A 24,518-nucleotide genomic window follows, 5' to 3' on the forward strand; every position below is an offset into this window, starting at 1 on the left:
CTGATTACTAAGCAACGAAACTTATGAAAAAAATAATTTTAACAGCAGGTTTGTTTTTGGCATTGTACGGTAATGCACAAACCAGTAATAGTCAAAAAGCCGATGTTTATTTTGAAAATGCGCAGTATACTTCTGCCATTGAAGAATATTTAAAACTCGCTAAAAACAAAGCCGCAGATACGCAAACCTATAAAAAGCTTGCCGACTCGTATTATGCAATTTTCAATATGGATGAAGCGGCGAGTTGGTATGGTAAAGCAATAAGTCAGCAGCAAGATGCCGAAACGTATTACAAATATGCGATGGCTTTGCGTTCCCAGGGGAAATATGCAGAATCCAACAAACAGATGGATACTTTTTCATCCTTAATGCCAAACGATCAGCGTGCGCTTTCACATAAAGCAAATCCGAATTATATACCGGTGTTGAACAATCAAAATAAATTATTTGATGCAACAGCGCTTTCTGTAAATGATAAGGATAAAAGTGATTTTGGCGCTGTATTAGCTAATGACGAGACACTTTATTTCGTAAGTACACGTGGTGTTTCTTCGAAAGACAATTACGGTCAGGCGTACATTGATATTTTTACAGCACAACGTAATGCAGACGGAACTTTTGCCGAACCAACCGCTTTAAGCGAACTGAACAGCCGTTTTCATGATGGACCGGTTTCCTTGAGTGCTGATGGAAGTACTATGTATTTTGCCCGCGACGGTCACACCGCTAAAAGTTATGCAAGTACCAGTAAAGTTAAGTTAGGACAAGTTGGTTTGTACAAAGCCGTTAAAGTGAATGGAAAATGGCAGCAAATTACTGCGCTTCCGTTTAACAGCACAGAATATTCTGTGGGTAGTCCTAGTGTAAGCGAAGATGGAAAAACCTTGTATTTCGCTTCTAACATGCCGGGTGGTTTAGGCGACACAGATATTTGGAAAGTAAGCATTAATACCGATGGAAGTTATGGTTCGCCAGTTAATTTGGGTGCAACCGTGAATACTCCAGGAAAAGAGAATTTTCCATTCATTACAGCAGATAACGTACTTTATTTCTCGTCATTTGCTCGTGAAGGATTTGGTGGTTTTGATGTGTTCAAAGCAGATTTAGGAAAAGGCACTAAGGCTGAAAACGTCGGGAAACCGGTAAACAGTGAAAAGGATGATTTTGCATTCAGTTTCAATACGAAAGCGAATGTGGGTTATTTTTCGTCGAATCGTTCGGGTTATGATGATATCTACACCGCAATTCCGGTTTGTCATTTAGAAGCATTGGCGTCAGTTACAGATAGTAAAACAGGTAGTCCTTTAGCTGAGGTTACCGTAAAAGTATTGGATGCAAAACTCAATGTGATTACAAGTTCAGTTACCTCTTCCAACGGAACTGCTACACACAATCTGGACTGTGAAACAGTCTATTCGTTAGAAGTTTCTAAAACAGGTTACGAGACCGAAGTAGTTTCCATTCCGGCAACAACGGAAAGAAGTATGACGCTTCCAGTAGCACTAAAACCAGTCAATGTGTTGATTAAAGAAACACATATCGACTTAGCTGAAATTAATTTCGCTTACGATAAAAGTGAAATTACCAAACAAGGTGCTCAGGAGTTAGATAAGTTGGTGGCGATTATGAACGAATATCCGAATATGGTCATTCATGTTAAAGCCCACACCGATACGAAAGGAAGTGCTACTTACAACTTACGTTTGTCTGAAAAACGTGCTCAGGCAACGGTTTTTTATGTGGTTTCCAAAGGAATTTCGAAAGCAAGAATTTCAGGAAAAGGATTTGGAGAATCTGAACCAAAAGTTTCTTGTGGTGAAAATTGTACCGATGAACAAAATGCAATCAATCGTCGTTCTGAATTTTTGATTGTAAAAAAATAGTTTTAGTTAGGTTTTTTGTATGGGAAGAAGTCCGGTGTCTTTATGGCATCGGGCTTTTTATTTGGCTAAAAATAAGCGCGCAACTGAACATTCCCCGTATGAATCGCCTGGCTCGTTTCACTCTTTCTGCCCTGATAATTCACATTGATGTCCAGATATTGCGTTAAGTTTTTCTGAACCAACAAACGCCACGTCGTATTTTTTCCGGGTTGTAAACCTTCCAGCATTTGAAACGCCACTGGTGATAGCGGATTGCCGTCATAAGCATTATCATACAACGAAAATTCACCGTTCATTGTAAATTGTTTTTTGCCCGAATAAGTAAGGGAAGTTCCCAAACGTTGTTGTTTCAGGGTTTCTAAACTCCCGATTTGGTTGTCTTTCTGCTGCAATTCGTAAAACAAATCCCAGCTCGCGTTTTTGGAGAACAAATATGAAATCTTCGGTCCGGCCATAAAACCTTCAATTTTGTAATTTCTGCTGGCATAATTTTCAGTGGAAGTTTCCGAAAAAATAGTGCGTCCGTTTATATCGAACAGCCAACTTTTCTTAAGCAAATGCTGATATTGCAGCTGATGTGAACGACTCGTGTTTTCGATACTTCCCGAAGATAAAAGATTTTTGTTTCGCGCCGTAAGATAGGTGTACGTTACCGAATGATTTTGTTTACCGCGATTATAAAATAAACTGTTGCGAAAGGTGGCGTTCAATCCTAACAGATCTTCTTCGCTGCCCGAAAACGGATTCAAATCGAAATTGCTTCCGTTGCGAAAAATCTTCCGATCCATTAAAAACGAAGTCTGGTTATAGAAATAGGAAAGCGTTTTTTTAAAGCCCGATTCATTTTGCCACTGCGAAGGATTTAAGGTAACCGATTGCGAAAATTTATTCTGATGCGTTTTTACAAAAATCTGATTCGGAAGAAATACCCGAACATATTTCGCTTGGTCTGAAAATTGCGCTACTTCAAATTCCTGCAATTCCTGAATTCCGTTGCCGTTGTAGTCGTTCCACATGTAAACGCCTTGGCCGGGTTCCACTTCGAGATAGGTAAATTCCTGTTGTGCAATGGTTCCGGATGAGGTTTCAAAAGCCACGGAAGTCTGAATCAACTGATTGAAAAATCGGTCATTGTACAACAAACGCGAATTTAAAGAAGGCTCATCGGCTCTGGTTTTATCTTCAAATTTCAGGTTCCGATAATTGACAAACAACGATAAATCGCTTTTTTCGTTCTGAATCAATTTCGACTTTAAGTAGTAGGAATGAGAAGTGTTTACTTTTTGGATGAAACCATTCTGCAAACTGTCGTTCACGCGGTTTAAATAGCCGATTTCCGCATATACTTTGGTACTGTCTCCGCGTCCGATAAAAGCGCCAAACTCTTTGAAACGTTGACTCAATGCTGAAAATTCATTGGTAGCTTTAATTTTTTCCTCGTTGTCTTCCAAACGATAACTTCCGCCCACCCAGTTTTTCGTAAAATGGTATTTCGCTCGCGACTGACTTCGAATAAAACGGGATTTGGCGTAATTGCCATCGCTGTTCAATGCGCTGGAATTGCTTGAGAAAACCCAATTTTTTAACTTGAAAGTGCCATCCAAAACATGCCGTGTTCCGGAGAAACTTTCCGAAAAGTCTAATTTTTCCAACTGGTATTTGGCAAATCCTTTGTTGGGCAACTCAAAATTCACACCCGAAACCAACAAACTCTGGTCGCCAAGCGGATTCGTCAAGTTCCAGTCGCGGTTGAACTCAATGGTAAACAAGCGTTCGATGGTTCTGAATTCTTTTTGTATGAACTGAAAATTTCCGTAGCCGTCGATGTTCCATTTACCGGTAAACAAGCGTTGTTTTGCGTTAATTTTAGCGGCAATTCCTTTATTATCGTTGTCGTCAGTGCCAGAGAAAAGATTTAGATCGTTGTTGCTGAGTCCTACTTCAAAATTGATATCGGTTTTTTCGTTGGGGTTGAATCGTCCTAAAACCGTCGCAATCTGAATTTTAGTGGGTGGAATTAAACGGGTAATCGGTTCGTAATTTCCCTGTGGAACTCCGGAAACTGGCGCAACATATTCGTAAATTTTTCCAACCGCTTGGTTGCTGGCTAAAACATAATTTCCTTGATTATTGCCGACCAACGTAAATTTTACATTGAACAGTGTTTCGTCTGGATTGTTCGAATATTCAAACACTTCCACACCGCCAATGTCAATTTTTCGGTACAGAATTTTATTTTCGGAATAGCTGTCTTCGTAGGCAGATGGAGCGGTCATCAAATCCGGATTATCACCCGCTTGAGCTAGAATCTGAGCTTGTTCCGACGAAAGATTTTGCTGCAACGGTTGGTTTTTCACATCGTTTTCCGAATAGACAAAACCGCCAATGCTCCAGTTTTCCTGCTGATGGGTAACACCACCATAGGTTACAAAACGCGTATAGTTTCGGTCGGAATATTGGTATTCTACATTAATTCGCATTTCGGAAGTAATCGGAAATAAAGATGTAAAGCGAATTTCTCCGGCATTGTAATCGATGATATAATCGTTGTTTTCGCCTCGTTCTAGCAAGATTCCGTTCACATAGACGCGTTCCGAGCCGGAAATAACCAATACAAACAGCTCGCCGTTAGGGCCTTTCAATTTATACGGTCCCTGATTACCTTCTTGACCGATGAATGTACTTCGGGCATATTGTCCGCGAACGATGGCGCCGGCAGCAAACACATCGGTTTTGTTATCTGGTTTTCCGAAGGTGAAATGGGTGGATAAGCCTTGTACTTTTTTGTTGAAATTCAGAAAACGCGACTGTCGGTTCTCGAGAAATAAATCGCCTGCGCGAATGGCCCATTTATCGGAGAACAATTCCACAAATATTTGATCGAATTCGTCTAATTTCTGAGAATAACCACCTTCCTGCAACGGAATATTGCTGTCCTGAAGCGAGGCGCGTAAACTGACCTTGTCGGAAATTTTTCCGGTAATCTGCAAATCCAAATTAGAATTCACCACGGTATTCTGATTGTTTCCGACGGTTACACCACGCGTGATGCTTCCGGAAGTCGATAAGCCATCAAAAGGTTTGAAAGTAGAAATTGGTTCGCGGGAAACTTGATACAGGTTTTGTCCAGCTTCGTTGCTTACCACGCGACTTGGGTCGTAAATCGTGTATTTTTTGGTTAGAAACTGAGGTAATTTTAGATAGCTTACTGTTAATGTATCAGAAGCGGAAAAACCGTTTTTGAATTGTAAAGTACCTTTTTGAAAATCAACAGCGTAATAACTTGTGTCGATAACAGAGCCGGATTTGTCTGTTAGTCTGAAGAATTCTTTGTTGATGCTGACCGAATCAATTGTTATGACGGAATCGGTTGTTGTAATTTTTTTGGAATGATAGAGCTGGTTGTCATCCTGAGCATAAACCCCGGACGCAAAAAGAAGCAATAGAAAGAAGCCTAACTTTTTCAGCATAATGCAATAACTCCGAAAACTCAAAAGTAGTGTAATTAATTGAGATTTTCTTTCCGATATAAGTAGTTGTAAACAACAGCTCCGGTGATGAATCATCAAGCAGGTATGTTATATTTCATAAGTTAGAAAATCTTGTGTTAAAAATTATTTTTCTTTAAAATTGACACAACTTTTGTTGCAAATTGTTTTTTTATTTAAAAATGCAACAGGTTAAACTGGTTTAATTGGTTAAAATTTTTACAGAAGTCAGAGTAGGGTGAGCAGGTAGCCCAACAAAGAACCGCCCAAAACCACCCAGACACTGTTGATTTTCCGGAAACCAAAGGTGATGAACAGACTTACAATCATGATGAGGACTGTTTTCCAATCCGTAACGGAATCCTTGCCCATAGTGAAACAAATAGCAATAATCAAAGCCACAGAAGCTACATTCACCGCATCTAAAAAGGCTGCAAAAACCTGAGAATCCCGCATCTTTTTAACCAACGGGTTCAGCAAGGCGACAAAAATAAAGGAAGGCAGAAAAATGCCAATCGTCGAAACGAAAGCGCCCATGCCGCCATTGATTTGATACCCAATAAAGGTCACCGAAGAAAAAACCGGTCCCGGGGTAAATTGTCCCACGGCTATAGCATCAAGTAAGGTTTGACGCGGTAATAAGCCGGTTTGAACCAGTTCGGAATCTAAAAAAGCAAACAAGACATAGCCGCTGCCGTATAAAACCGAACCGATTTTCAGAAAAACAAAAAAGAGTTTGGAATGGCTAACCGTTGCGAGGCTTAAAGGTAAAACGCTGTTTGCCTGATTGTTGTTCGTTTTAAAATACTGAATTAACAATGCCAAAAAACCAAATCCGAAAAGAACGATAATTTCATTTACACCAAAAAAAGAAGCGGTTAAAGCTAGTATCCCGATGAGAATTAATAGGCTGGATTTTAAGGAAGTCTTCGCCAAAGGGTAAACAGCCGAAAGAATAATGGCAATAATTGCCGGTTTGATGCCGTAGGTAAAAGCTTGTATTTCGGGAAGTTGTCCGTAATTTTTATACAGATAAGCGAAACCCAGTGTGATAAAAACTGCAGGTAGAATAAAACACAAACCTGCTATAATCAGGCCTTTCCAACCTCCTTTTTCTTTTCCTAAGTGAATGGCTAATTCGGTGCTGTTAGGACCTGGTATTAAATTGGTGGCGCCTACCAAGTCGAGAAAATGGCTGTCATTCATCCATTGACGTTTCCGAACCACTTCATCGCGCATCATCGCGATATGAGCAGCCGGTCCGCCGAAAGCTATCAGACCAAGTTTTAAAAACAGTTTTCCGATGTCCTTCAGCGAACCTTGTTGCATTTTTTATTCTTTGGTTACTATTTGTATCGTCTCTCGACTCATCTGTTTCACCAAAACCGATTTGTCTTTTTCTACCATTTTGATGGCTTTGTCGCTAAAATGACGAATGGTGTACAACGAAACATTTTCATTGTACGAGATTTTGAATTTCTTTGCTAAAATACTCTTCAAATCATTAAAGTGCTCAAACTTATCTTCAATACAAACCGAAAAACTAATCGCAGAATTCTGAATCAAACTCACTTTCATTTTGTATTTGTGCAACAGGGCGAAAATTTCACTGATGTTTTCTTCCATGATGAAGGAGAAATCAATTGAGGAAAGCGATAACAGTAATTGGTTTTTCTTTACGATGAAACAGGAAGTTTCCGGTTCCAAATGCGCACCTTTTGAAACGCTGGTTCCCGGTAACAACGGATTAATAAACGATTTTACATACAACGGAATTTCCTTGCTTTGTAAAGGCTGTAATGTTTTCGGGTGAATAACCGATGCACCGTAAAACGCTAATTCAATCGCTTCGCGGTACGAAATCTGATTCAACAAAGTCGTATTTTCAAAATAACGCGGATCGGCATTTAAAACACCGGGAACGTCTTTCCAAATCGTAACGCTTTCGGCATTTAAGCAATAGGCGAAAATCGCTGCGGTATAATCGGAACCTTCACGGCCTAGAGTTGTCGTAAATCCATTCTCATCGGAACCTAAAAACCCTTGTGTAATGTTCAGTGCTTTCTTTTTGATGTTTTTGGAAATGGTTTTCTGCGTCAAATCCCAATCCACAATAGCATCGCGATAGGTATTGTCGGTTTTGATTAAATTTCGAACATCAACCCAAGTGTTTTTTAATCCAACGTGATTGAAATAATGACTTAAAATGGTCGTCGAAATAATTTCTCCCATACTTACAATCTGGTCATAAACATAATTGTAGTTGGGCGATTTGTTGGTGGCCAAAAAAGTGTCCAAATCGGTGAAATGTTTGGTAACGGCTGCGAAAACAAGATGCTTTTCATCGTCGAACAAATCCAGTAAAATCTGATTGTGGTACTTTTTTACTTCCTGAATGGAAGCCTTCAGTTCGGCAGATTTTTCAAAATAATTCTTGATGACTACTTCCAGTGCATTGGTGGTTTTTCCCATAGCGGAAACTACCAGTAACACATCTTCGTGACCTACCTGTTCTAAAACGCTGAATACGTTTCGGATTCCATCTGCATCTTTTACCGATGCACCTCCAAATTTGAAAATTCTCATGGTGTTGAAATGTCAAAACCGTTGGGTTTCGAGTTGTTATTTGTTGTTTAAAAATGTAATTAATCCTTCTTCGGTCATTTGTACCACGCGCCAATCGGCTAAAATTTTAGCGCCGGATTTTTCATAGAAATCGATGGCGTTTTGATTCCAATCCAGTACATTCCATTCGATGCGTCGCACACCATCTGCTTTTCCCTGCTTCATGATTTCGGTATACAAAGCCATACCAACACCGGTTCCGCGCATTTTTTCCTTTACAATTAAATCTTCCAAATGAATGGTTTTTCCTTTCCAGGTAGAATAGCGGTAATAGTAAAGTGCCATTCCGACGATTTCATTGTTAACTTCAGCTATAAAAGTGTGAAAAAGCGGATTGTTACCGAAACCATCCCGAATCAAATCGTCAGTTGTAATGACAACAGCATCGGGTTCTTTTTCAAAAACAGCCAATTCACGGATTAATTCCAGAACAGCCGGCATATCGTTGGGATTTCCTTTACGGATAATCATGGTAAAAAGCATTGGTTATTAATCGATTCAAAGATAAATCAAGTTTGCGGTAGATTTATCACGGAATGTGTTTTTCTCTATCAGATTTACCGAAAATCGAAAATTAAACGCATCTTTGCACTAGAATAACACAACAAAACAATCATGGAGCAACGCAATAAAACTTTAGGCGAATTTATAATTGAAAAACAGGAAGAGTTTAAGTATTCTTCCGGAGAATTGTCTCGTATTATCAACGCGATTCGTTTGGCGGCTAAAGTTGTAAGCTACAAGGTAAACAAAGCTGGTTTGGTGGATATCGTAGGAGCGGCCGGAGAACAGAATATTCAGGGAGAAGATCAGCAGAAGTTGGATGTTTATGCCAACGAAGTCTTCATTCAAACGCTAATCAATCGTGAAATTGTGTGCGGAATCGGTTCCGAAGAAAACGACGATTTCATTGCTGTACACGGAAAAGACGGTAACGACAACAGTAAATATGTAGTACTGATGGATCCGTTGGACGGTTCTTCCAATATTGATGTGAATGTATCTGTTGGGACCATTTTTTCGGTATACCGACGCGTAACTCCAGTGGGAACTCCGGTTACTTTGGAAGATTTTCTACAACCCGGAGATCAGCAAGTAGCTGCTGGTTATGTGATTTACGGAACGTCTACCATGTTAGTTTATACAACCGGATATGGCGTTAATGGATTCACACTCAATCCGGCTATCGGAACGTTTTATTTGTCGCATCCGAACATGCAATACGCTCCTGACGGTAAAATTTATTCGGTAAACGAGGGGAATTATATCCATTTTCCGCAAGGTGTAAAAGATTATATCAAGTATTGTCAGTTGGAAGAAGGCGATCGTCCGTATACTTCTCGCTATATCGGAAGTTTAGTTTCGGATTTTCACCGCAACATGATTAAAGGTGGAATTTATCTTTATCCGACGAGTTCCAAAGCGCCAAAAGGAAAATTGCGTTTGTTGTACGAATGCAACCCGATGGCATTCATTGCAGAACAAGCCGGAGGAAAAGCGTCAGACGGTTACGGAAGAATTATGGAAATCAAACCAACGGAATTGCACCAACGTGTACCGTTCTTCTGCGGTAGCAAAAATATGGTTGCCAAAGCGGAAGAGTTCATGGCGAAATACAAATAAGATTGCTTTAAAAGCTATAAGGACCGGAATTTTTAAGTTCCGGTTTTTTTATATCAATTTTGAAGCGTGATGTGATAAGCTTTTCTTAAGGAACGAAATCACATTCGAAAAATAATTGTAAGTTTGAGAACCCAATCTAAAAACTAAAAGGTAATGTCTGAATTTTTAACGTATTTCAACATCGGTTTGCGTCACGTATTGGATATTAATGCGTACGATCACGTTCTTTTTTTAATAGCCTTGGTAACGCCCTATGCTTTTAAAGACTGGAAACGCGTCTTGATTTTAGTGTCCTTATTTACTTTAGGACACACTTTGTCTTTGATGCTTTCGGTTTACGGAATCGTGATGATTAAAGCGAGTTTGATTGAGTTCTTAATTCCGATAACCATTTTGGTAACAGCTTTGTTTCATTTGTTTACAGCTGGAAAATCTGGAAAAAATGAAAGTATTACGTTTGTGGCGTTGGTAACGTTGTTCTTCGGAATCATCCACGGTTTAGGCTTTTCCAATTATTTTAAAGCGATTTTACCTGGCGATGCTTCCGATAAAATGGTGCCGTTGTTAGAGTTTGCCCTAGGAATTGAGGTGGCTCAGATTATAGTAGTTTTGATAGTTTTAATACTGTCTTATATAGTTCAAACTTTTTTCCGTTTTTCCAAACGCGACTGGACGTTGGTGATTTCCGCTTTTGTAATAGGAGTGGTGTTGCCGATGATTTTAGAGAGTGAAATCTGGAACCGATAATTGATGAAAGAAAAGAAAAAATTAAAATACGATAAAGCCTACTTGCGCATTGCCAAAGAATGGGGACAGTTGTCTTATTGCAAACGCAAACAAGTAGGCGCCATTATAGTAAAAGACCGCATGATTATTTCAGACGGTTACAACGGAACACCTTCTGGTTTTGAAAACTGTTGTGAAGATGATGAAGGCTTAACAAAATGGTACGTTTTACACGCCGAAGCGAACGCGATTTCAAAAGTAGCTCGTTCCACACAATCTTGTGAAGGAGCAACCTTGTACATTACGTTGTCGCCTTGTAAAGAATGCAGTAAATTAATTCACCAATCCGGAATAAAACGTGTGGTGTATTTTGAAGGTTATAAAGACGATTCCGGTTTGCGTTTTTTAGAAAAAGCCGGTGTTGAGGTTGACAATATTACGGAATTGGACTAATGAAAATCAAAAGAATATACTTGCCGATTGTGATTGCTTCCGCCTTAGCGGTTGGGTTTCTTATTGGCGGTTATTTGAATTTTTCCGCACCAAAAGGAGTAGCAGCGACTTCCAACCGAAGCAAACTCAACAAACTCATGGAATTGATTGAGAGCGAGTATGTCGATGATGTCAATACGGATTCCATAGTCGATTTAACCGTTAACGGAATCTTGGAAAAACTCGATCCGCATTCGGTTTATATTGCCAAAAGCGATATGGAGGCAGTTTCCCAAAGCATGAAAGGTGATTTTGTAGGCATCGGTGTGAATTTTTATATGTACAAAGATTCGGTGGCTGTCATCAAACCGGTTGCCAACGGACCATCCGAAAAAGCAGGTTTAAAAGCAGGCGATCGTATTCTTTACGCAGGCAATTCAAAACTATTCGGAAGAAAATTGCCTACAGACAGCTTGTTTGCCAAATTGAAAGGAATCGAAGGTTCAAAAGTGGAACTTACGGTGTTTCGTAAATCCACCAATAAAAAATTCAAAGTTACTGTTACCCGAGGTTTGGTGCCGATTAAAAGTGTCGATATTGCTACGATGCTGGATGTGAAAACGGGTTATATTAAAATCAATCGCTTTGCCGAAACGACTTATAAAGAGTTCAAAAAAGGACTTTTAGAGCTGAAACGTCAGGGGATGACCACTTTAATCATTGATGTGCGCGATAACGGCGGCGGTTATATGGAAATGGCCGATCAGATTGCCGACGAATTGTTAAAGGATAAAGAAGTAATCGTCAAAACCAAAAATAAAAAAGGTAAAACCGAGACGACTTTTGCCACCAGCGAAGGGAATTTCGAAAACGGAAAACTCTATATTTTAATCAATGAAAATTCGGCTTCTGCTAGTGAAATTTTAGCCGGAGCTGTTCAGGATAACGATAGAGGATCTGTGGTTGGTCGCCGTTCTTTCGGAAAGGGCTTGGTGCAAAAAGAAATGCCTTTGGGCGATGGTTCTGCTGTTCGGTTGACGGTTGCTCGTTATTATACACCATCAGGTCGTTCGATTCAAAAGCCTTATGATAATGGAGCCGAGGAATATTTTAGTGAATTCGACAAACGCTTTGTAAACGGAGAACTCTTTGCGGCAGACAGCATTAAAGTAGCCGACAGCTTGAAATATAAAACCAAAAAAGGGCGTATTGTTTATGGTGGCGGTGGCATCATACCCGATACCTTTGTACCGATTGAAAACAACCACGGCGATGGTTCTATTGCCATGTTAATGCAATCCGGTGTGGCGAGTTACTTTGTTTTTGAACAGCTGGACAAAGAAAGAAAAGCATTTCAAGGACTTGAATTTAATGCACTGCTAAACAAACTCAACGAAACAGATTTGTACTTCAATGCTTTTAAAAGTTACATTGCCCGAAGTGGTTTGCTCTTGAATTTAGACGGAAACAAATCAACCGTAAAAAAATACCTCGCTGCAGAATTTGTGCGTCAATTGTTTGATGACACGAAATATTTTCAGTTGATACTCAAGGAAGATCCGATGGTTAAGGAAGTCTTGAAAGCTAAATAACTTACTTTCGGATACTGTCGTGAGAATGCGTTTCTTTTCCGTCGTTCCACAAAACCAAAATATCAGTTGCTACAGCGGCACCACTACCAGCAGCAATAGACAATTGACTTCTGTGTCCGGCTAGAGTTCCACAAACGTAAATGCCGTCAGCTACTTTGTGATCCTGGTTTTTTAATTGAATGCGGTTCTTTTCCGGAATGGATTTTTTGTGCGGTTCAATGTAGTCCATCAATCCTTCAATCGCAAAAAGATTCGAAGCGCCAATGCCAATTACCACAATTTTTGTTTGATAAGTATTTTTATTGGTAGTTACAATGAAGTTCCCGAAAGCGCCACTAACAGCAAGCACTTTTTCGTTTTCAATTTGTTCGATATGAGGATAGATTTCTTCTAAATGACTGATGCTTTCCGTTAACAATTCCGAACCTAATTTGCCGGCAGGAATTCCGTAAGCGTTGTTGAAAAGGGCATCTTGAAGCGAAGAAGCTTTCTGATGCGCGATAATTCCGATTTTCTTTTCGGTTACAAAAGGTTTTTGTTTGGCAGAACCTAAGATGAGGGCACAAGACATCCCAGAAACACCACCACCAATAATCAGAACATCAAACATGTATGTTTTTTTGAAAAGTTGAAAGGAATAAGTTGAGAATTAATCTCTGGTTTTTTCGTCGATAATTTTAGACATTCTGAAAATCAAAAGAATGCAAATCGCACACAACGAAGCTGCAATTCCGATAAGCGCCACCATGCTGTTTCCTTCAAAAAGATTGCTGAAATCTAACAAGGTTATATTGAAAATAATCAAGCCTGCTGCAAGGGCAATCAGAACATAAGTAAAAGTTTTCATCGTCATTGTAATTAATCAAACAGGGTGTAAAACTAGTAAAAACTATGTTAAACGAACAGACCTTTAACATTAGCGGCAAATAATTTAACAGCGATAGCCAATAAAATCACCCCGAATACTTTTCGGATAACCCCTAAGCCGTTTTTCCCTAATACTTTTTCAATTTTTGCGGAAGAACGCAGTACTACATATACAATTATGATATTAATGATAACCGCAATGACAATGTTAATCGTATGGTATTCAGCTCTTAAAGACAATAATGTAGTCATAGTTCCGGCGCCTGCGATTAACGGAAAAGCAATCGGAACGATGGATGCTGTGCTGGGTTCTTCATCTTTGTAAAGTGTGATGCCTAAAATCATTTCTAAGGCTAAAAAGAATAAAACGAAAGAACCGGCCACGGCGAACGATTTTACATCCACGCCCATAAATTTCAAAATTTCTTCCCCCACAAAAAGGAAAGCAATCATGATAATACCGGCAACCACAGAAGCTTTTTCCGATTGAATATGGCCTACTTTACTACGCAAATCGACAATAATCGGAATGGTACCCACGATATCAATTACAGCAAACAAAACCATGCCAACGGTCAGTATTTCTTTTAAATCCAGATTCATAGCTTTTATTTTAGGGTGCGAAATTATTCAATTTTAACACGAAGTTAGCTAATAAATCGTTAATTTATATCGTTTTGAAAATTCTCGAACGAATCTTCGTAAATTTGCAGAGTTCTTAAGAATAGAAGTATGTTTCAGTTAGGTAAAACCATCGTATCGGAAGAGATTTTAGAAAAAGAGTTTGTATGCAACCTGTCGGCCTGCAAAGGTGCTTGTTGTGTAGATGGTGATGCTGGTGCGCCTTTGTCTGAAGAAGAAACGAAGATTTTAGAAGACATTTTTCCAAAAGTAAAACCGTTTTTACGTCCGGAAGGCATTGCGGCTATTGAAGCTCAAGGTACTTGGGTTTTGGGCGAAGACGGAGATTTTGAAACTACTTTAATAGACGGAGCCGATTGCGCTTACGTAATTTTCGACGGACCAACCGCGCTTTGCGGTATTGAACAAGCCTATAATCAAGGAATTGTAGATTGGAAAAAACCGATTTCCTGTCATTTGTATCCAGTTCGTGTGAAAGAATATTCCGATTTTGCGGCAGTTAATTACCACAAATGGCATATTTGTGACGACGCCTGTTCGTTAGGAAAAGAATTGGAAGTTCCGGTGTACAAATTTTTGAAAGAATCACTGACCAGAAAGTTCGGAGCCGAGTGGTATGCCGAATTGGAAAAAATTGCCGAAGAACATAAAAAATAGCACTTTCCGCACGCTGTTTTTAAACCGCTTTGAACCAATGATTTTACTGCTGTTCAGCGTAGATTTGTAAGAAATTTATAATTTATAACTTACTGATTTTCAGTTTATTGTTAAAATAATTTTTCTTCTCCTGAAATTTTAACATTGTTAAAAACTCGCTTGAATTGTGAATAAGTTTGACTTTCTTTTTACATTTCAAATGACAATCTTTGTAAACCCCAATCGAGTTAAATAATCAATTTTTAATCCTATAAAAGTCAAGATACTATGTCGGTAGTTGAACCAATATTACATGAAAACAAAGATCGTTTCGTAATTTTTCCTATCAAACACCATGATATTTGGGAATGGTACAAAAAATCACAAGCTAGTTTCTGGACAGCGGAAGAGATTGATTTGCATCAGGATTTGACCGACTGGAATGGTAAATTGAACGACGACGAAAAATATTTCATCAAGCATATTTTGGCATTTTTCGCGGCTTCTGACGGAATCGTAAACGAGAATTTAGCGGAGAACTTCGTGAATGAAGTACAGTATCCTGAGGCAAAGTTCTTCTACGGATTCCAAATCATGATGGAAAACATTCATAGTGAAACCTATTCGTTGTTGATTGATACGTATGTGAAAAATGAAGAAGAGAAAAGTCAGTTGTTTCATGCGATTGAAGTATTTCCGGCGATTAAGAAAAAAGCGGAATGGGCATTAAAATGGATTGAATCGGATTCGTTTGCTGAGCGTTTGATTGCGTTTGCTGCAGTGGAAGGGATTTTCTTCTCGGGAGCTTTCTGTTCTATTTTCTGGTTGAAGAAGCGCGGTTTGATGCCAGGGTTAACCTTCTCGAACGAATTGATTTCAAGAGATGAAGGAGTACACTGTGATTTTGCGGTGCACTTACACAATAATCACTTGGTAAATAAAGTTTCTAAAGAGCGAATTACGGATATCATTACCGATGCCTTAACTATTGAAAGAGAGTTTATTACAGAATCTCTTCCGGTAAGTTTAATTGGGATGAACTCCACTTTAATGACGCAATATTTAGAGTTCGTAGCGGACAGATTATTAGTGGAATTAGGTTGTTCTAAAGTGTACAATTCTACGAATCCGTTCGATTTCATGGACATGATTTCATTGCAAGGGAAAACGAATTTCTTCGAAAAACGCGTTTCCGAATATCAAAAAGCAGGTGTTTTAAACAAAGACACCGATTCGCAAAAAATTAGCTTCGACGCTGATTTTTAATCGGATCTAAAATTTCGACAATTCACGGCCGAGTGCCAACAACAAATAGATAACCTTCAAAAAAGTAACAGTATGTATGTAGTAAAAAGAGACGGAAGAAGAGAGCCGGTAATGTTCGACAAGATTACCGACCGAGTGAGAATTTTATGCTACGGATTAAACGACCTAGTCGATCCGGTAAAAGTAGCCATGCGTGTTATTGAAGGTTTATACGACGGTGTGACTACTTCCGAATTGGATAATTTAGCGGCAGAAACCGCAGCTTCCATGACGGTAACGCACCCGGATTATGCGCAATTGGCAGCGCGTATTGCGGTTTCCAATTTGCATAAAAACACCAAAAAATCCTTCTCGGAAACTATGGCGGACATGTTCCACTATGTGAATCCAAGAACAGGACAGGAAGCGCCTTTGTTGTCGGAAGAAGTATATCAGGCAATCATGGAAAACGCGGAAACTTTGGATTCGTCCATCATCTACAACCGTGATTTTAACTACGATTACTTCGGATTTAAAACGTTGGAACGTTCGTATTTGTTGCGTATCAACGGGCAGATTGTAGAGCGTCCGCAGCATATGTTAATGCGTGTTTCGGTTGGAATTCACTTGAACGATATTCCTGCCGCGATTGAAACATACGAGTTGATGTCGAAGAAATTCTTCACGCACGCAACGCCTACACTTTTCAATGCGGGAACACCTAAACCGCAAATGTCTTCATGTTTCTTATTAACAATGCAAGACGATAGTATCGACGGAATTTACGATACGCTAAAACAAACGGCAAAAATCTCGCAATCGGCGGGAGGAATCGGTTTGTCTATCCATAACGTAAGAGCGACAGGTTCTTACATCCGCGGAACAAACGGAACTTCTAATGGAATTGTACCGATGTTACGTGTATTCAACGACACCGCACGTTATGTAGACCAAGGTGGCGGTAAACGTAAAGGAAGTTTTGCAATTTACGTGGAGCCATGGCATGCCGATATTTTCGACTTCTTAGACCTGAAGAAAAACCACGGTAAAGAAGAAATGCGAGCGCGTGATTTGTTTTATGCGATGTGGATGAACGATTTGTTCATGAAACGTGTACAGGAAGACGCACACTGGACGTTAATGTGTCCGAACGAATGCCCTGGATTGTACGATGTATACGGCGATGAGTTCGACAAAATGTACTTGGCATACGAAGAAGCCGGAAAAGGAAGAAAAACCATCAAAGCACGTGAGCTTTGGGAGAAAATATTAGAGTCACAAATCGAGACGGGAACGCCATACATGTTGTACAAAGACGCGGCGAACCGTAAATCGAACCAGAAAAACTTAGGAACGATTCGTTCTTCGAATTTGTGTACGGAGATTTTAGAATACACTTCTGCAGATGAAATTGCGGTATGTAACTTAGCTTCAATTTCCTTACCAATGTTTGTGGAAAATGGCGAGTTCAACCACCAATTGTTGCATGATGTAACGAAACGTGTTACTCGTAACTTGAACAAGGTAATTGACAGAAATTATTATCCGGTTAAAGAAGCGGAAAACTCCAACATGCGCCACCGTCCGGTAGGATTGGGTGTACAAGGTTTGGCGGATGCGTTTATTTTACTAAGAATGCCGTTTACCTCGGATGAAGCTAAAAAATTAAACCAGGAAATCTTCGAAACCATTTATTTTGCAGCGGTAACAGCTTCGATGGAAATGGCAAAAGAAGAAGGACCATATTCAACCTTCCAAGGATCACCGATTTCTCAAGGGGAATTCCAATACAATCTTTGGGGCTTGAACGACAACGATTTAAGCGGACGTTGGGATTGGACTTCGCTTCGTAAAGAAGTAATGGCTAACGGAGTGCGCAACTCGTTGTTAATGGCACCAATGCCAACGGCTTCGACTTCGCAAATCTTAGGAAACAATGAAGCGTTTGAACCGTATACGTCCAACATTTACACACGTCGTGTATTGTCAGGAGAGTTTATCGTAGTAAACAAACACTTGTTACAGGATTTAGTAAACTTAGGGTTGTGGAACGAGAACCTGAAACAGGAAATCATGCGTGCCAACGGTTCGATTCAGGATATTGACATAATTCCACAAGATATCAAAGAATTGTACCGAACCGTTTGGGAAATGAGTATGAAAGATATCATCGATATGTCACGTCACAGAGGCTATTTTATCGATCAATCGCAGTCGTTAAACTTGTTCATGGAAGGCGCTACATTTGCGAAATTAACGTCGATGCACTTCTACGCTTGGCAGTCTGGTTTGAAAACGGGTATGTATTACTTGAGAACGAAATCTGCGGTGGATGCCATCAAGTTTACGTTGAATAACGACAAAAAAGCAGAACCAATTGCAGTAGCAGCGGAAGTTGAAGCGCAAAACGAAGAAATGACTCCGGAAGAATTCCGTGCGATGTTAGAACGTTCTAAAAACGCCGGACCGGAAGATTGCGAAATGTGCGGATCTTAATGAGAATTTGATTTGTAATTTTAAATAGGAAGCAGCTGTCAGTTTTGGCGGCTGTTTTTTTATATTAGCAAAAAAATAAGGTACAGAATGGAAAATAAAACATTTAGAGTAACATCTGATCTGTGGGCGACTCAGGGACAGCGTTTCGGAAATTATATCATTGATTTAGTTATACAGTATGCTTTGCTGTTTCTTTTCGGTGTTCTTTTGGCGGTTATTGCTACTGCTATTGGGAATACAGATATTTTGGAATGGTTAGGAAATATCCCTACAATTCAAAGTTATGCCATTGGCTATTTGGTAATGCTGTTGTATTACGCTTCAACAGAAATTTTTCTTTCCCGTTCCATAGCGAAGTATATAACGCAAACAGTAGTGGTAGATCAATTTGGAGAAAAACCGGATTCCAGCACTATTGCAAAACGAACTCTTTGTCGTATGATTCCGTTTAATCATTTTTCTTTTCTGGGAGGAGGTGCAAGAGGTTGGCACGACTCGATTTCGGATACCTATGTAGTGCAAAAGAAAGTTTTTGAAGAGAAAAAACGCTTGTTCTATTCGTTTGACGAAATTGGTCAAAGAGAGGAATAGAACGTAATGAAATACAAAAACAGTCCTCGTTATGAAGACTGTTTTTTGTTTTGTAGCAAATCGTTCGGTCTTTGTACCTTTGTATTTTAAAATTAAAGTTTATGTCAAAAGACAAGAAAAAAGGGGTTTATACCGGAATCATCGAAAAAGATGAAAACGGTAATTATTTCTGTGGAGAATACCTGTTGGATTACCAGTATACGGTTGCAAATTTCAAAGTAGGCGATGAAGTGAATATTAAGTCTGTTATTGAAAATCCGAGTGATAAAAGCTATGATCAATATCCGAAGAAATCCCGTAATTTCTTTTTGGCTAACGATAAAGAATAAGTAATTTTTGCATTTAAATTAAATTTCTTGAGCACTTTATATTTCACTGACCGAAGCAACGTTAATCTGGAAGATGTGGTTTTCAACGAAGCCGTGTCCAAACAGATTGAGCAGTTTTTAAAAGAATACCAGTTTCGGGAAGTTTTGGAAAAATACGAGCTTCCGGTTATCAATAAAATGCTGTTGTACGGCAAAACGGGTTGTGGTAAAACCATGACAGCGAAGGCGATTGCCAAAAAACTCGATAAGAAAATCATCATCGTGAATCTGGCGAGTATTGTGTCTTCGAAATTGGGCGAAACGGCGAAAAATATCGAAGGCTTGTTCAAAGAAGTGAATTACGAAAGTGCCGTTCTGTTTTTTGATGAATTCGATTCGCTAGGACAAATTCGGGATTACGACAACAAAGACAACAGCGAAATGAAACGTGTCGTGAACGCGATTTTACAGTTGATTGACCATTTTCCGAAGAAATCCATTCTTATCGCGGCTACCAATCAAATTCAAATGATAGACGAAGCTTTGGTACGTCGTTTCGAACTGAAATTGGAATTTACTTCGCCGTCCAAGGAAGTTTTAGACAACTATTACGATAAGTTGTTGGTTAAATATCCATCAGAATTCACGAAATTGGAACGGATGTACGAGGTTTCCTTTGCTGAAGCTAAAAATCACGTTTTCCGAGAAGTGAAAAACAATATTATTCAAGCCGAAATCAATAAATTACATTAATATGCAACTTGTTCGAACAACTTCTGACAGCCCTGATTTTCAATATCTGACGAAATTGTTCGATACTTTTTTAATCGATATTGATGGTGATGAAAAAGATTTTTTCGCCCAATACAACCAGATTTACATTCCTAATGTGGTAATCTGTTATGAAGACGGGATTGCGGTTGGTTGCGGAGCCATTAAAACGTACGATGAAAAAACCGGAGAAATCAAGCGCATGTTTGTCCATCCGGAACACCGAAACAAAGGAATTGCGATGTCGGTTCTACAAGAATTGGAAACTTGGGCAAAAGAATTGGCATTTACGAGCTGCATTTTGGAAACTTCTCATAAATTAGTAAATGCGATTGCGTTATATCAAAAGTTTGGATATCAACCTATTCCAAATTACGGACAATATATTGGTGTGGCCAGTTCGGTCTGCCTGAAAAAAGAACTACAATAAATACGATACCCTATGATGCATTGGGAACAACTTTTGTCCTTAAAACGACAAGGCGACACAAGCAAAAGATTGCGAAAAGAACAAGACGATACTCGTTTGGGTTTTGAAGTCGATTATGACCGAATTATTTTTTCATCGGCTTTCCGAAGTCTGCAGGACAAAACGCAGGTCATTCCGCTTTCCAAAACGGATTTTGTGCACACGCGCTTAACCCACAGTTTGGAAGTTTCGGTGGTTGGTCGTTCGTTAGGACGCTTAGTCGGTAAGAAGATTTTGGAAAAATATCCATACCTGAAAGAAGTACACGGCTATCATATGAACGATTTCGGAGCAATTGTGGCTGCTGCTGCTTTAGCGCACGATATTGGTAATCCGCCGTTCGGACATTCGGGAGAAAAAGCGATTGGGGAATATTTTAAAACCGGAAAAGGGAATCAGTATAAAGAACTGCTTTCCGATAAAGAATGGCAGGATTTAATCGATTTTGAAGGCAATGCCAATGGTTTTTCGGTGGTGACATCATCACGTCCAGGCGTGGAAGGTAGTTTGCGATTAACCTATGCTACTTTAGGCACTTTTATGAAATATCCTAAAGAAAGTTTACCTAAAAAGCCAACCTCGAATATTGCCGATAAAAAATATGGTTTCTTCCAGCAGGACAAAACATTTTTTAAAGAAGTGGCTTCCGAATTAGGTATGATTTCCAATAAATCCGGAGATGATATTGGTTTTGAACGCCATCCGTTGGCCTTTTTAGTGGAAGCCGCAGACGACATCTGTTACACTATTATCGATTTTGAAGATGGTATTAACTTAGGTCTGATTCAGGAAGAGTTCGCGCTGGAATATCTGATTAAACTTGTTAAAAACAGTATCGATTCGGATAAATACAAATCGCTTACCACCAAAGAAGACCGTATCAGTTACTTGCGCGCTTTAGCCATCGGAAGCTTGATTAACGATGCTGTCAATGTGTTTCTGGAAAACGAAGAAGCGATTTTGAGAGGTCAATTTCATTCCGCTCTGACGGATAAAAGTCAGTTTAAGGCACAAATGAACGATATCATCAAAATCAGTATTAAAAATATATACCAAAGCAAAGAAGTAATTGAAAAAGAAGTAGTTGGTTATCAGGTAATCAATACGCTTTTGGATAAATTCTGTACGGCTTACAACAATAAATTTGATGGAAAATCAAGCAATTACGACGAATTGATTCTCAAATTGTTGCCCGAAAAGTTTGTCACCGAAAAAATGAGTTTGTACGAACGACTAATGCATATTTGTCATTTTGTTTCGATGCTTACGGATGGGAAAGCGGTTCAGTTTTTCAAAATAATTAATGGAGGTAGTTAAAAAAGTGTTATTTTTTTGTTAATTCAACTAAAATGTTAATTTTGTGAGACTTAACTAAACAAGCTAACCAAACAACCCATGAAAAGAATTACTTTTTCTTTGCTTTTTATATTGCCGTTATTGGGATTTGCCCAAGAGCCGCTGGAAAAAATTAAAACGTATGCTTCTCAAAACCGGGCCAAATTTTCGTTAACGAATCAGGATGTTTCCGATTTGGTTATCGTGAATGAATTCAGTTCGGAATCTACAGGGATCAACAATTACCACGTTAAACAACGCCATAATGGAATCGAGGTGTTTAATTCGGATGCGAATTTCTGGATTAAAAACGGAGAAGTTATTAATGGAGGTGAAGAATTTATTTCCAACATTGCTGCAAAAATTAGCGGGACTGCACCTACTAAAAATGTTGAGCAGGCTTTGCTTGGTGTTATGAGCCAAATTGGAAACGAACAACTCACCGATGTTCAGATTTTAGAATCCAAGGGATATGATTTTAAGCTGACGAATGGTGTTTTGACAGAAGATGCAATCCGTGCAGAATTAGTTTATTTTCAAACCGCCGAAAGCACATTGAAATTGGCATGGGATTATGAATTCTATTCTCAAAACACTAAGCATTTGTGGAATTTGAAAGTCGACGCTATAACCGGTATTCTGTTGGAAAAGCAGGATTTGGTAATTTCCTGTAATTTTTCCGGAAATCACAGTAATCACTCTCACGGGGTATTGAAATCGGTTAGTTTTTCCGATTTAGCTTTTAAAAATACTGTTGGAGTAGAAATGTTGACGCCAGGTACTACAAATTACCGTGTCATTCCTTGGAATTATGAAAGTCCTAACCATAGTCCTAGGGTTTTAATCACTAACCCGGAATCAACAACTGCCTTGCCGCCAAATACAAACGCTGCATCTCCTAATGGCTGGCATAACACCAATAATACTATTGGTGGAGGAGGTGTTGGTACTCAATTTAATAATACGAGAGGAAATAATGTTTTAGCTAGAGATGATGTAGATAGTAATAATGGAGGGGGAACATTTGCAATAGGGGCTGGAGCCTATCCGAATCTTACTTTTGATTTTGCTTATCCGGGGACTTCTGTGGCAGCAAACACTTACTTGCCCGCAGCAATTACAAATTTGTTTTACATGAATAACATCATGCACGATTTATGGTATCAGTATGGTTTTGATGAAGCCAATAAAAATTTTCAGGTTGCCAATTATGGAAGAGGTGGTTTAGGAAATGATGCTGTTCAAGCAGATGCTCAAGATGGTGGAGGTGTTGATCCCAATATAAATAATGCTAATTTTTCAATAACTACAGATGGAACTTCTCCAAGAATGCAAATGTATTTATGGAATGTAGGTCCAACACCAACTGTAACAGTTGCTACGCCTTCAAGTGTAGCAGGTTTGTATACTATTAGAGATAATAATTTTAATCCAGGACATGTTGCATTGCCTGTATCTCCGGCAACTCTTAATGGACAACTAGTACTTTATGCTGATGCGGCACCAGATACCAGCGATGCTTGTACAGCACCAATTAATGGAGCTGCTTTAAATGGTAAAATTGCCGTGATTCGAAGAGGAACTTGTACTTTTATTGAAAAAGTATTGTTTGCTCAAAATGCTGGAGCTATTGCGGTTATCGTTGTTAATAACGTGGATGGAACAATTGTTATGGGAGGAGCTGATGCTTCAGTTACTATTCCGGCAGTTAGTATTAACATGGCTGAGGGAGAAGCATTGATAGCAGCAATGGGGTCTGAAACCTTGAATGTTTCTTTGACTGCTCCTGCATTTGTGAATACGGATGGGGATCTCGACAATGGAATTATTGCACATGAATATGGACACGGAATTTCTTCTCGATTATCAGGTACTTGTTTAGGAGGATCTGAGCAAATGGGAGAGGGATGGTCTGATTGGTTTTGGTTGATCATGCAAATCAAACCGGGTGATACCAGAAACGATGCCAGAGGTATTGGAACATTTGCAGCAAATCAACCAACAAACGGAGGTGGGATTAGACAGTACAGATATTCTACAGATATGGCTATAAACCCTCATACGTATGGCAGTACTAACCAAATGTATTACAATAATGGTGTTATGGATGTTGTTGATACACATTCAGTGGGTTCTGTTTGGGCTGTAGTGTTGTGGGATTTGGCTTGGAACTATATTGATAAGTATGGTTATAATTCAAATATTTACAATGGAACCGGAGGTAATAACAAGGTTATGCGCTTAGTATTAGACGCTATTAAATTAGATGGTTGTAACCCAACACTTATTACAGGTCGAGATGCTTTAATCGCTGCAGATCAGGCGACAACAGGAGGTCAAGATTACTGTATGATTTGGGAAACTTTCGCCCGTCGTGGATTAGGGGTTGGTGCTTCTTCAGGTGCTAGTAACTCAGGTGCAGCCGGAATTCAGGATCAAACAGAGAGTTTTGTTGTACCGCCAGCAGGGCCTAATTGTACCTTGGCAGTTAATCAGTTCCATGACGAAAAAGCTATCCGTGTATATCCAAATCCAAGCAACGGAATGTTGAATATTGCAATTCATAATTATACTGGAAAATTAGATATTCAGGTATTTGATTTGAATGGAAGAAAAGTGTATCAGCAAGAAGTAGGAAGTTTTAATGCAGAAAGCACAATTAACCTTTCTAACTTACAATCAGGAATGTATATGATTAAGATGAACGGTGAGAATTTAAACTATACTGAAAAGATTATTTTAAATTAAATTCGTTAATCGGGTGTAATAAAAAAGGAGATTCGTCAGAA

The 24,518-nt window shown here is 39.2% G+C and carries 21 protein-coding genes; 14 read left to right on the plus strand and 7 right to left on the minus strand.

Going from position 1 to position 24,518, the window contains the following annotated elements; genetic code table 11:
* The first annotated feature begins 23 nt into the window (after positions 1-23).
* On the plus strand, positions 24-1,883 hold the full coding sequence (locus tag RUH60_RS02295) for an OmpA family protein (protein ID WP_313804810.1): 1,860 nt from the start codon (positions 24-26) through the stop codon (positions 1,881-1,883).
* 65 nt (positions 1,884-1,948) lie between these two features.
* Here RUH60_RS02295 and RUH60_RS02300 read toward each other — a convergent pair whose 3' ends face one another.
* From RUH60_RS02300 to RUH60_RS02315, 4 genes are all read right to left on the minus strand, one after another.
* Positions 1,949-5,353, minus strand: coding sequence for a hypothetical protein (locus RUH60_RS02300; RefSeq protein WP_313804813.1), 3,405 nt, complete (start codon positions 5,351-5,353; stop codon positions 1,949-1,951).
* A 246-nt stretch (positions 5,354-5,599) separates the two neighbouring features.
* The gene (gene chrA / locus RUH60_RS02305; RefSeq protein WP_313804816.1) at positions 5,600-6,700 is read right to left on the minus strand and encodes a chromate efflux transporter; all 1,101 of its coding nucleotides are present in this window, start codon (positions 6,698-6,700) and stop codon (positions 5,600-5,602) included.
* Between the two features lie 3 nt (positions 6,701-6,703).
* Positions 6,704-7,957 carry an aspartate kinase gene (locus RUH60_RS02310; RefSeq protein WP_313804818.1) on the minus strand — a complete coding sequence of 418 codons (1,254 nt, stop codon included), beginning with the start codon at positions 7,955-7,957 and terminating at the stop codon, positions 6,704-6,706.
* 36 nt (positions 7,958-7,993) lie between these two features.
* Positions 7,994-8,467 carry a GNAT family N-acetyltransferase gene (locus RUH60_RS02315; protein WP_313805048.1) on the minus strand — a complete coding sequence of 158 codons (474 nt, stop codon included), beginning with the start codon at positions 8,465-8,467 and terminating at the stop codon, positions 7,994-7,996.
* Positions 8,468-8,611: 144 nt separating this feature from the next.
* Between RUH60_RS02315 and fbp the strand changes: the two genes are divergently transcribed.
* From fbp to RUH60_RS02335, 4 genes are all read left to right on the plus strand, one after another.
* Positions 8,612-9,619: a class 1 fructose-bisphosphatase gene (gene fbp / locus RUH60_RS02320; protein WP_313804820.1), complete on the plus strand. Its 1,008-nt coding sequence runs from the start codon at positions 8,612-8,614 to the stop codon at positions 9,617-9,619.
* A 153-nt stretch (positions 9,620-9,772) separates the two neighbouring features.
* Positions 9,773-10,366, plus strand: a complete 594-nt coding sequence (locus RUH60_RS02325; RefSeq protein ID WP_313804823.1) for a HupE/UreJ family protein — start codon at positions 9,773-9,775, stop codon at positions 10,364-10,366.
* Between the two features lie 3 nt (positions 10,367-10,369).
* On the plus strand, positions 10,370-10,798 hold the full coding sequence (locus tag RUH60_RS02330) for a dCMP deaminase family protein (RefSeq protein WP_313804825.1): 429 nt from the start codon (positions 10,370-10,372) through the stop codon (positions 10,796-10,798).
* Positions 10,798-12,369: a S41 family peptidase gene (locus tag RUH60_RS02335; RefSeq protein ID WP_313804827.1), complete on the plus strand. Its 1,572-nt coding sequence runs from the start codon at positions 10,798-10,800 to the stop codon at positions 12,367-12,369. The genes RUH60_RS02330 and RUH60_RS02335 overlap by 1 nt, the downstream gene beginning before the upstream one ends.
* A 1-nt stretch (position 12,370) precedes the next feature.
* Here RUH60_RS02335 and RUH60_RS02340 read toward each other — a convergent pair whose 3' ends face one another.
* From RUH60_RS02340 to RUH60_RS02350, 3 genes are read right to left on the minus strand one after another with little or no spacing between them, the layout of a single operon-like run.
* A complete protein-coding gene (locus tag RUH60_RS02340) occupies positions 12,371-12,979 on the minus strand; it encodes an FAD-dependent oxidoreductase (protein ID WP_313804829.1) in 609 nt (202 codons plus the stop codon).
* A 39-nt stretch (positions 12,980-13,018) separates the two neighbouring features.
* The gene (locus RUH60_RS02345) at positions 13,019-13,216 is read right to left on the minus strand and encodes a hypothetical protein (protein ID WP_313804831.1); all 198 of its coding nucleotides are present in this window, start codon (positions 13,214-13,216) and stop codon (positions 13,019-13,021) included.
* 47 nt (positions 13,217-13,263) lie between these two features.
* The gene (locus RUH60_RS02350; RefSeq protein WP_313804834.1) at positions 13,264-13,839 is read right to left on the minus strand and encodes a MarC family protein; all 576 of its coding nucleotides are present in this window, start codon (positions 13,837-13,839) and stop codon (positions 13,264-13,266) included.
* 129 nt (positions 13,840-13,968) lie between these two features.
* On the opposite strand from RUH60_RS02350, the gene RUH60_RS02355 reads away from it, so the two are divergent.
* The 9 genes from RUH60_RS02355 to RUH60_RS02395 all read left to right on the plus strand — a co-directional run bounded on the left by RUH60_RS02355 (position 13,969) and on the right by RUH60_RS02395 (position 24,477).
* A complete protein-coding gene (locus tag RUH60_RS02355) occupies positions 13,969-14,535 on the plus strand; it encodes a DUF3109 family protein (RefSeq protein ID WP_313804837.1) in 567 nt (188 codons plus the stop codon).
* 267 nt (positions 14,536-14,802) lie between these two features.
* Positions 14,803-15,780, plus strand: coding sequence for a ribonucleotide-diphosphate reductase subunit beta (locus tag RUH60_RS02360; RefSeq protein WP_313804840.1), 978 nt, complete (start codon positions 14,803-14,805; stop codon positions 15,778-15,780).
* A gap of 72 nt (positions 15,781-15,852) precedes the next feature.
* Positions 15,853-18,255: a ribonucleoside-diphosphate reductase subunit alpha gene (locus RUH60_RS02365; RefSeq protein WP_313804843.1), complete on the plus strand. Its 2,403-nt coding sequence runs from the start codon at positions 15,853-15,855 to the stop codon at positions 18,253-18,255.
* 87 nt (positions 18,256-18,342) lie between these two features.
* Entirely contained in the window at positions 18,343-18,846 is a 504-nt protein-coding gene (locus RUH60_RS02370; protein ID WP_313804846.1) for an RDD family protein, read from the plus strand.
* 101 nt (positions 18,847-18,947) lie between these two features.
* Entirely contained in the window at positions 18,948-19,175 is a 228-nt protein-coding gene (locus tag RUH60_RS02375) for a hypothetical protein (protein WP_313804849.1), read from the plus strand.
* Positions 19,176-19,202: 27 nt separating this feature from the next.
* Positions 19,203-19,907: an ATP-binding protein gene (locus tag RUH60_RS02380; protein ID WP_313804852.1), complete on the plus strand. Its 705-nt coding sequence runs from the start codon at positions 19,203-19,205 to the stop codon at positions 19,905-19,907.
* Position 19,908: 1 nt separating this feature from the next.
* Entirely contained in the window at positions 19,909-20,355 is a 447-nt protein-coding gene (locus RUH60_RS02385; RefSeq protein ID WP_313804855.1) for a GNAT family N-acetyltransferase, read from the plus strand.
* Between the two features lie 15 nt (positions 20,356-20,370).
* The gene (locus tag RUH60_RS02390; protein ID WP_313805050.1) at positions 20,371-21,711 is read left to right on the plus strand and encodes a deoxyguanosinetriphosphate triphosphohydrolase; all 1,341 of its coding nucleotides are present in this window, start codon (positions 20,371-20,373) and stop codon (positions 21,709-21,711) included.
* Between the two features lie 78 nt (positions 21,712-21,789).
* Positions 21,790-24,477, plus strand: a complete 2,688-nt coding sequence (locus RUH60_RS02395; RefSeq protein WP_313804858.1) for a T9SS-dependent M36 family metallopeptidase — start codon at positions 21,790-21,792, stop codon at positions 24,475-24,477.
* Positions 24,478-24,518 lie beyond the last annotated feature (41 nt).

The sequence above is a fragment of the Flavobacterium sp. genome (assembly GCF_032153895.1).
Taxonomy (GTDB): domain Bacteria; phylum Bacteroidota; class Bacteroidia; order Flavobacteriales; family Flavobacteriaceae; genus Flavobacterium.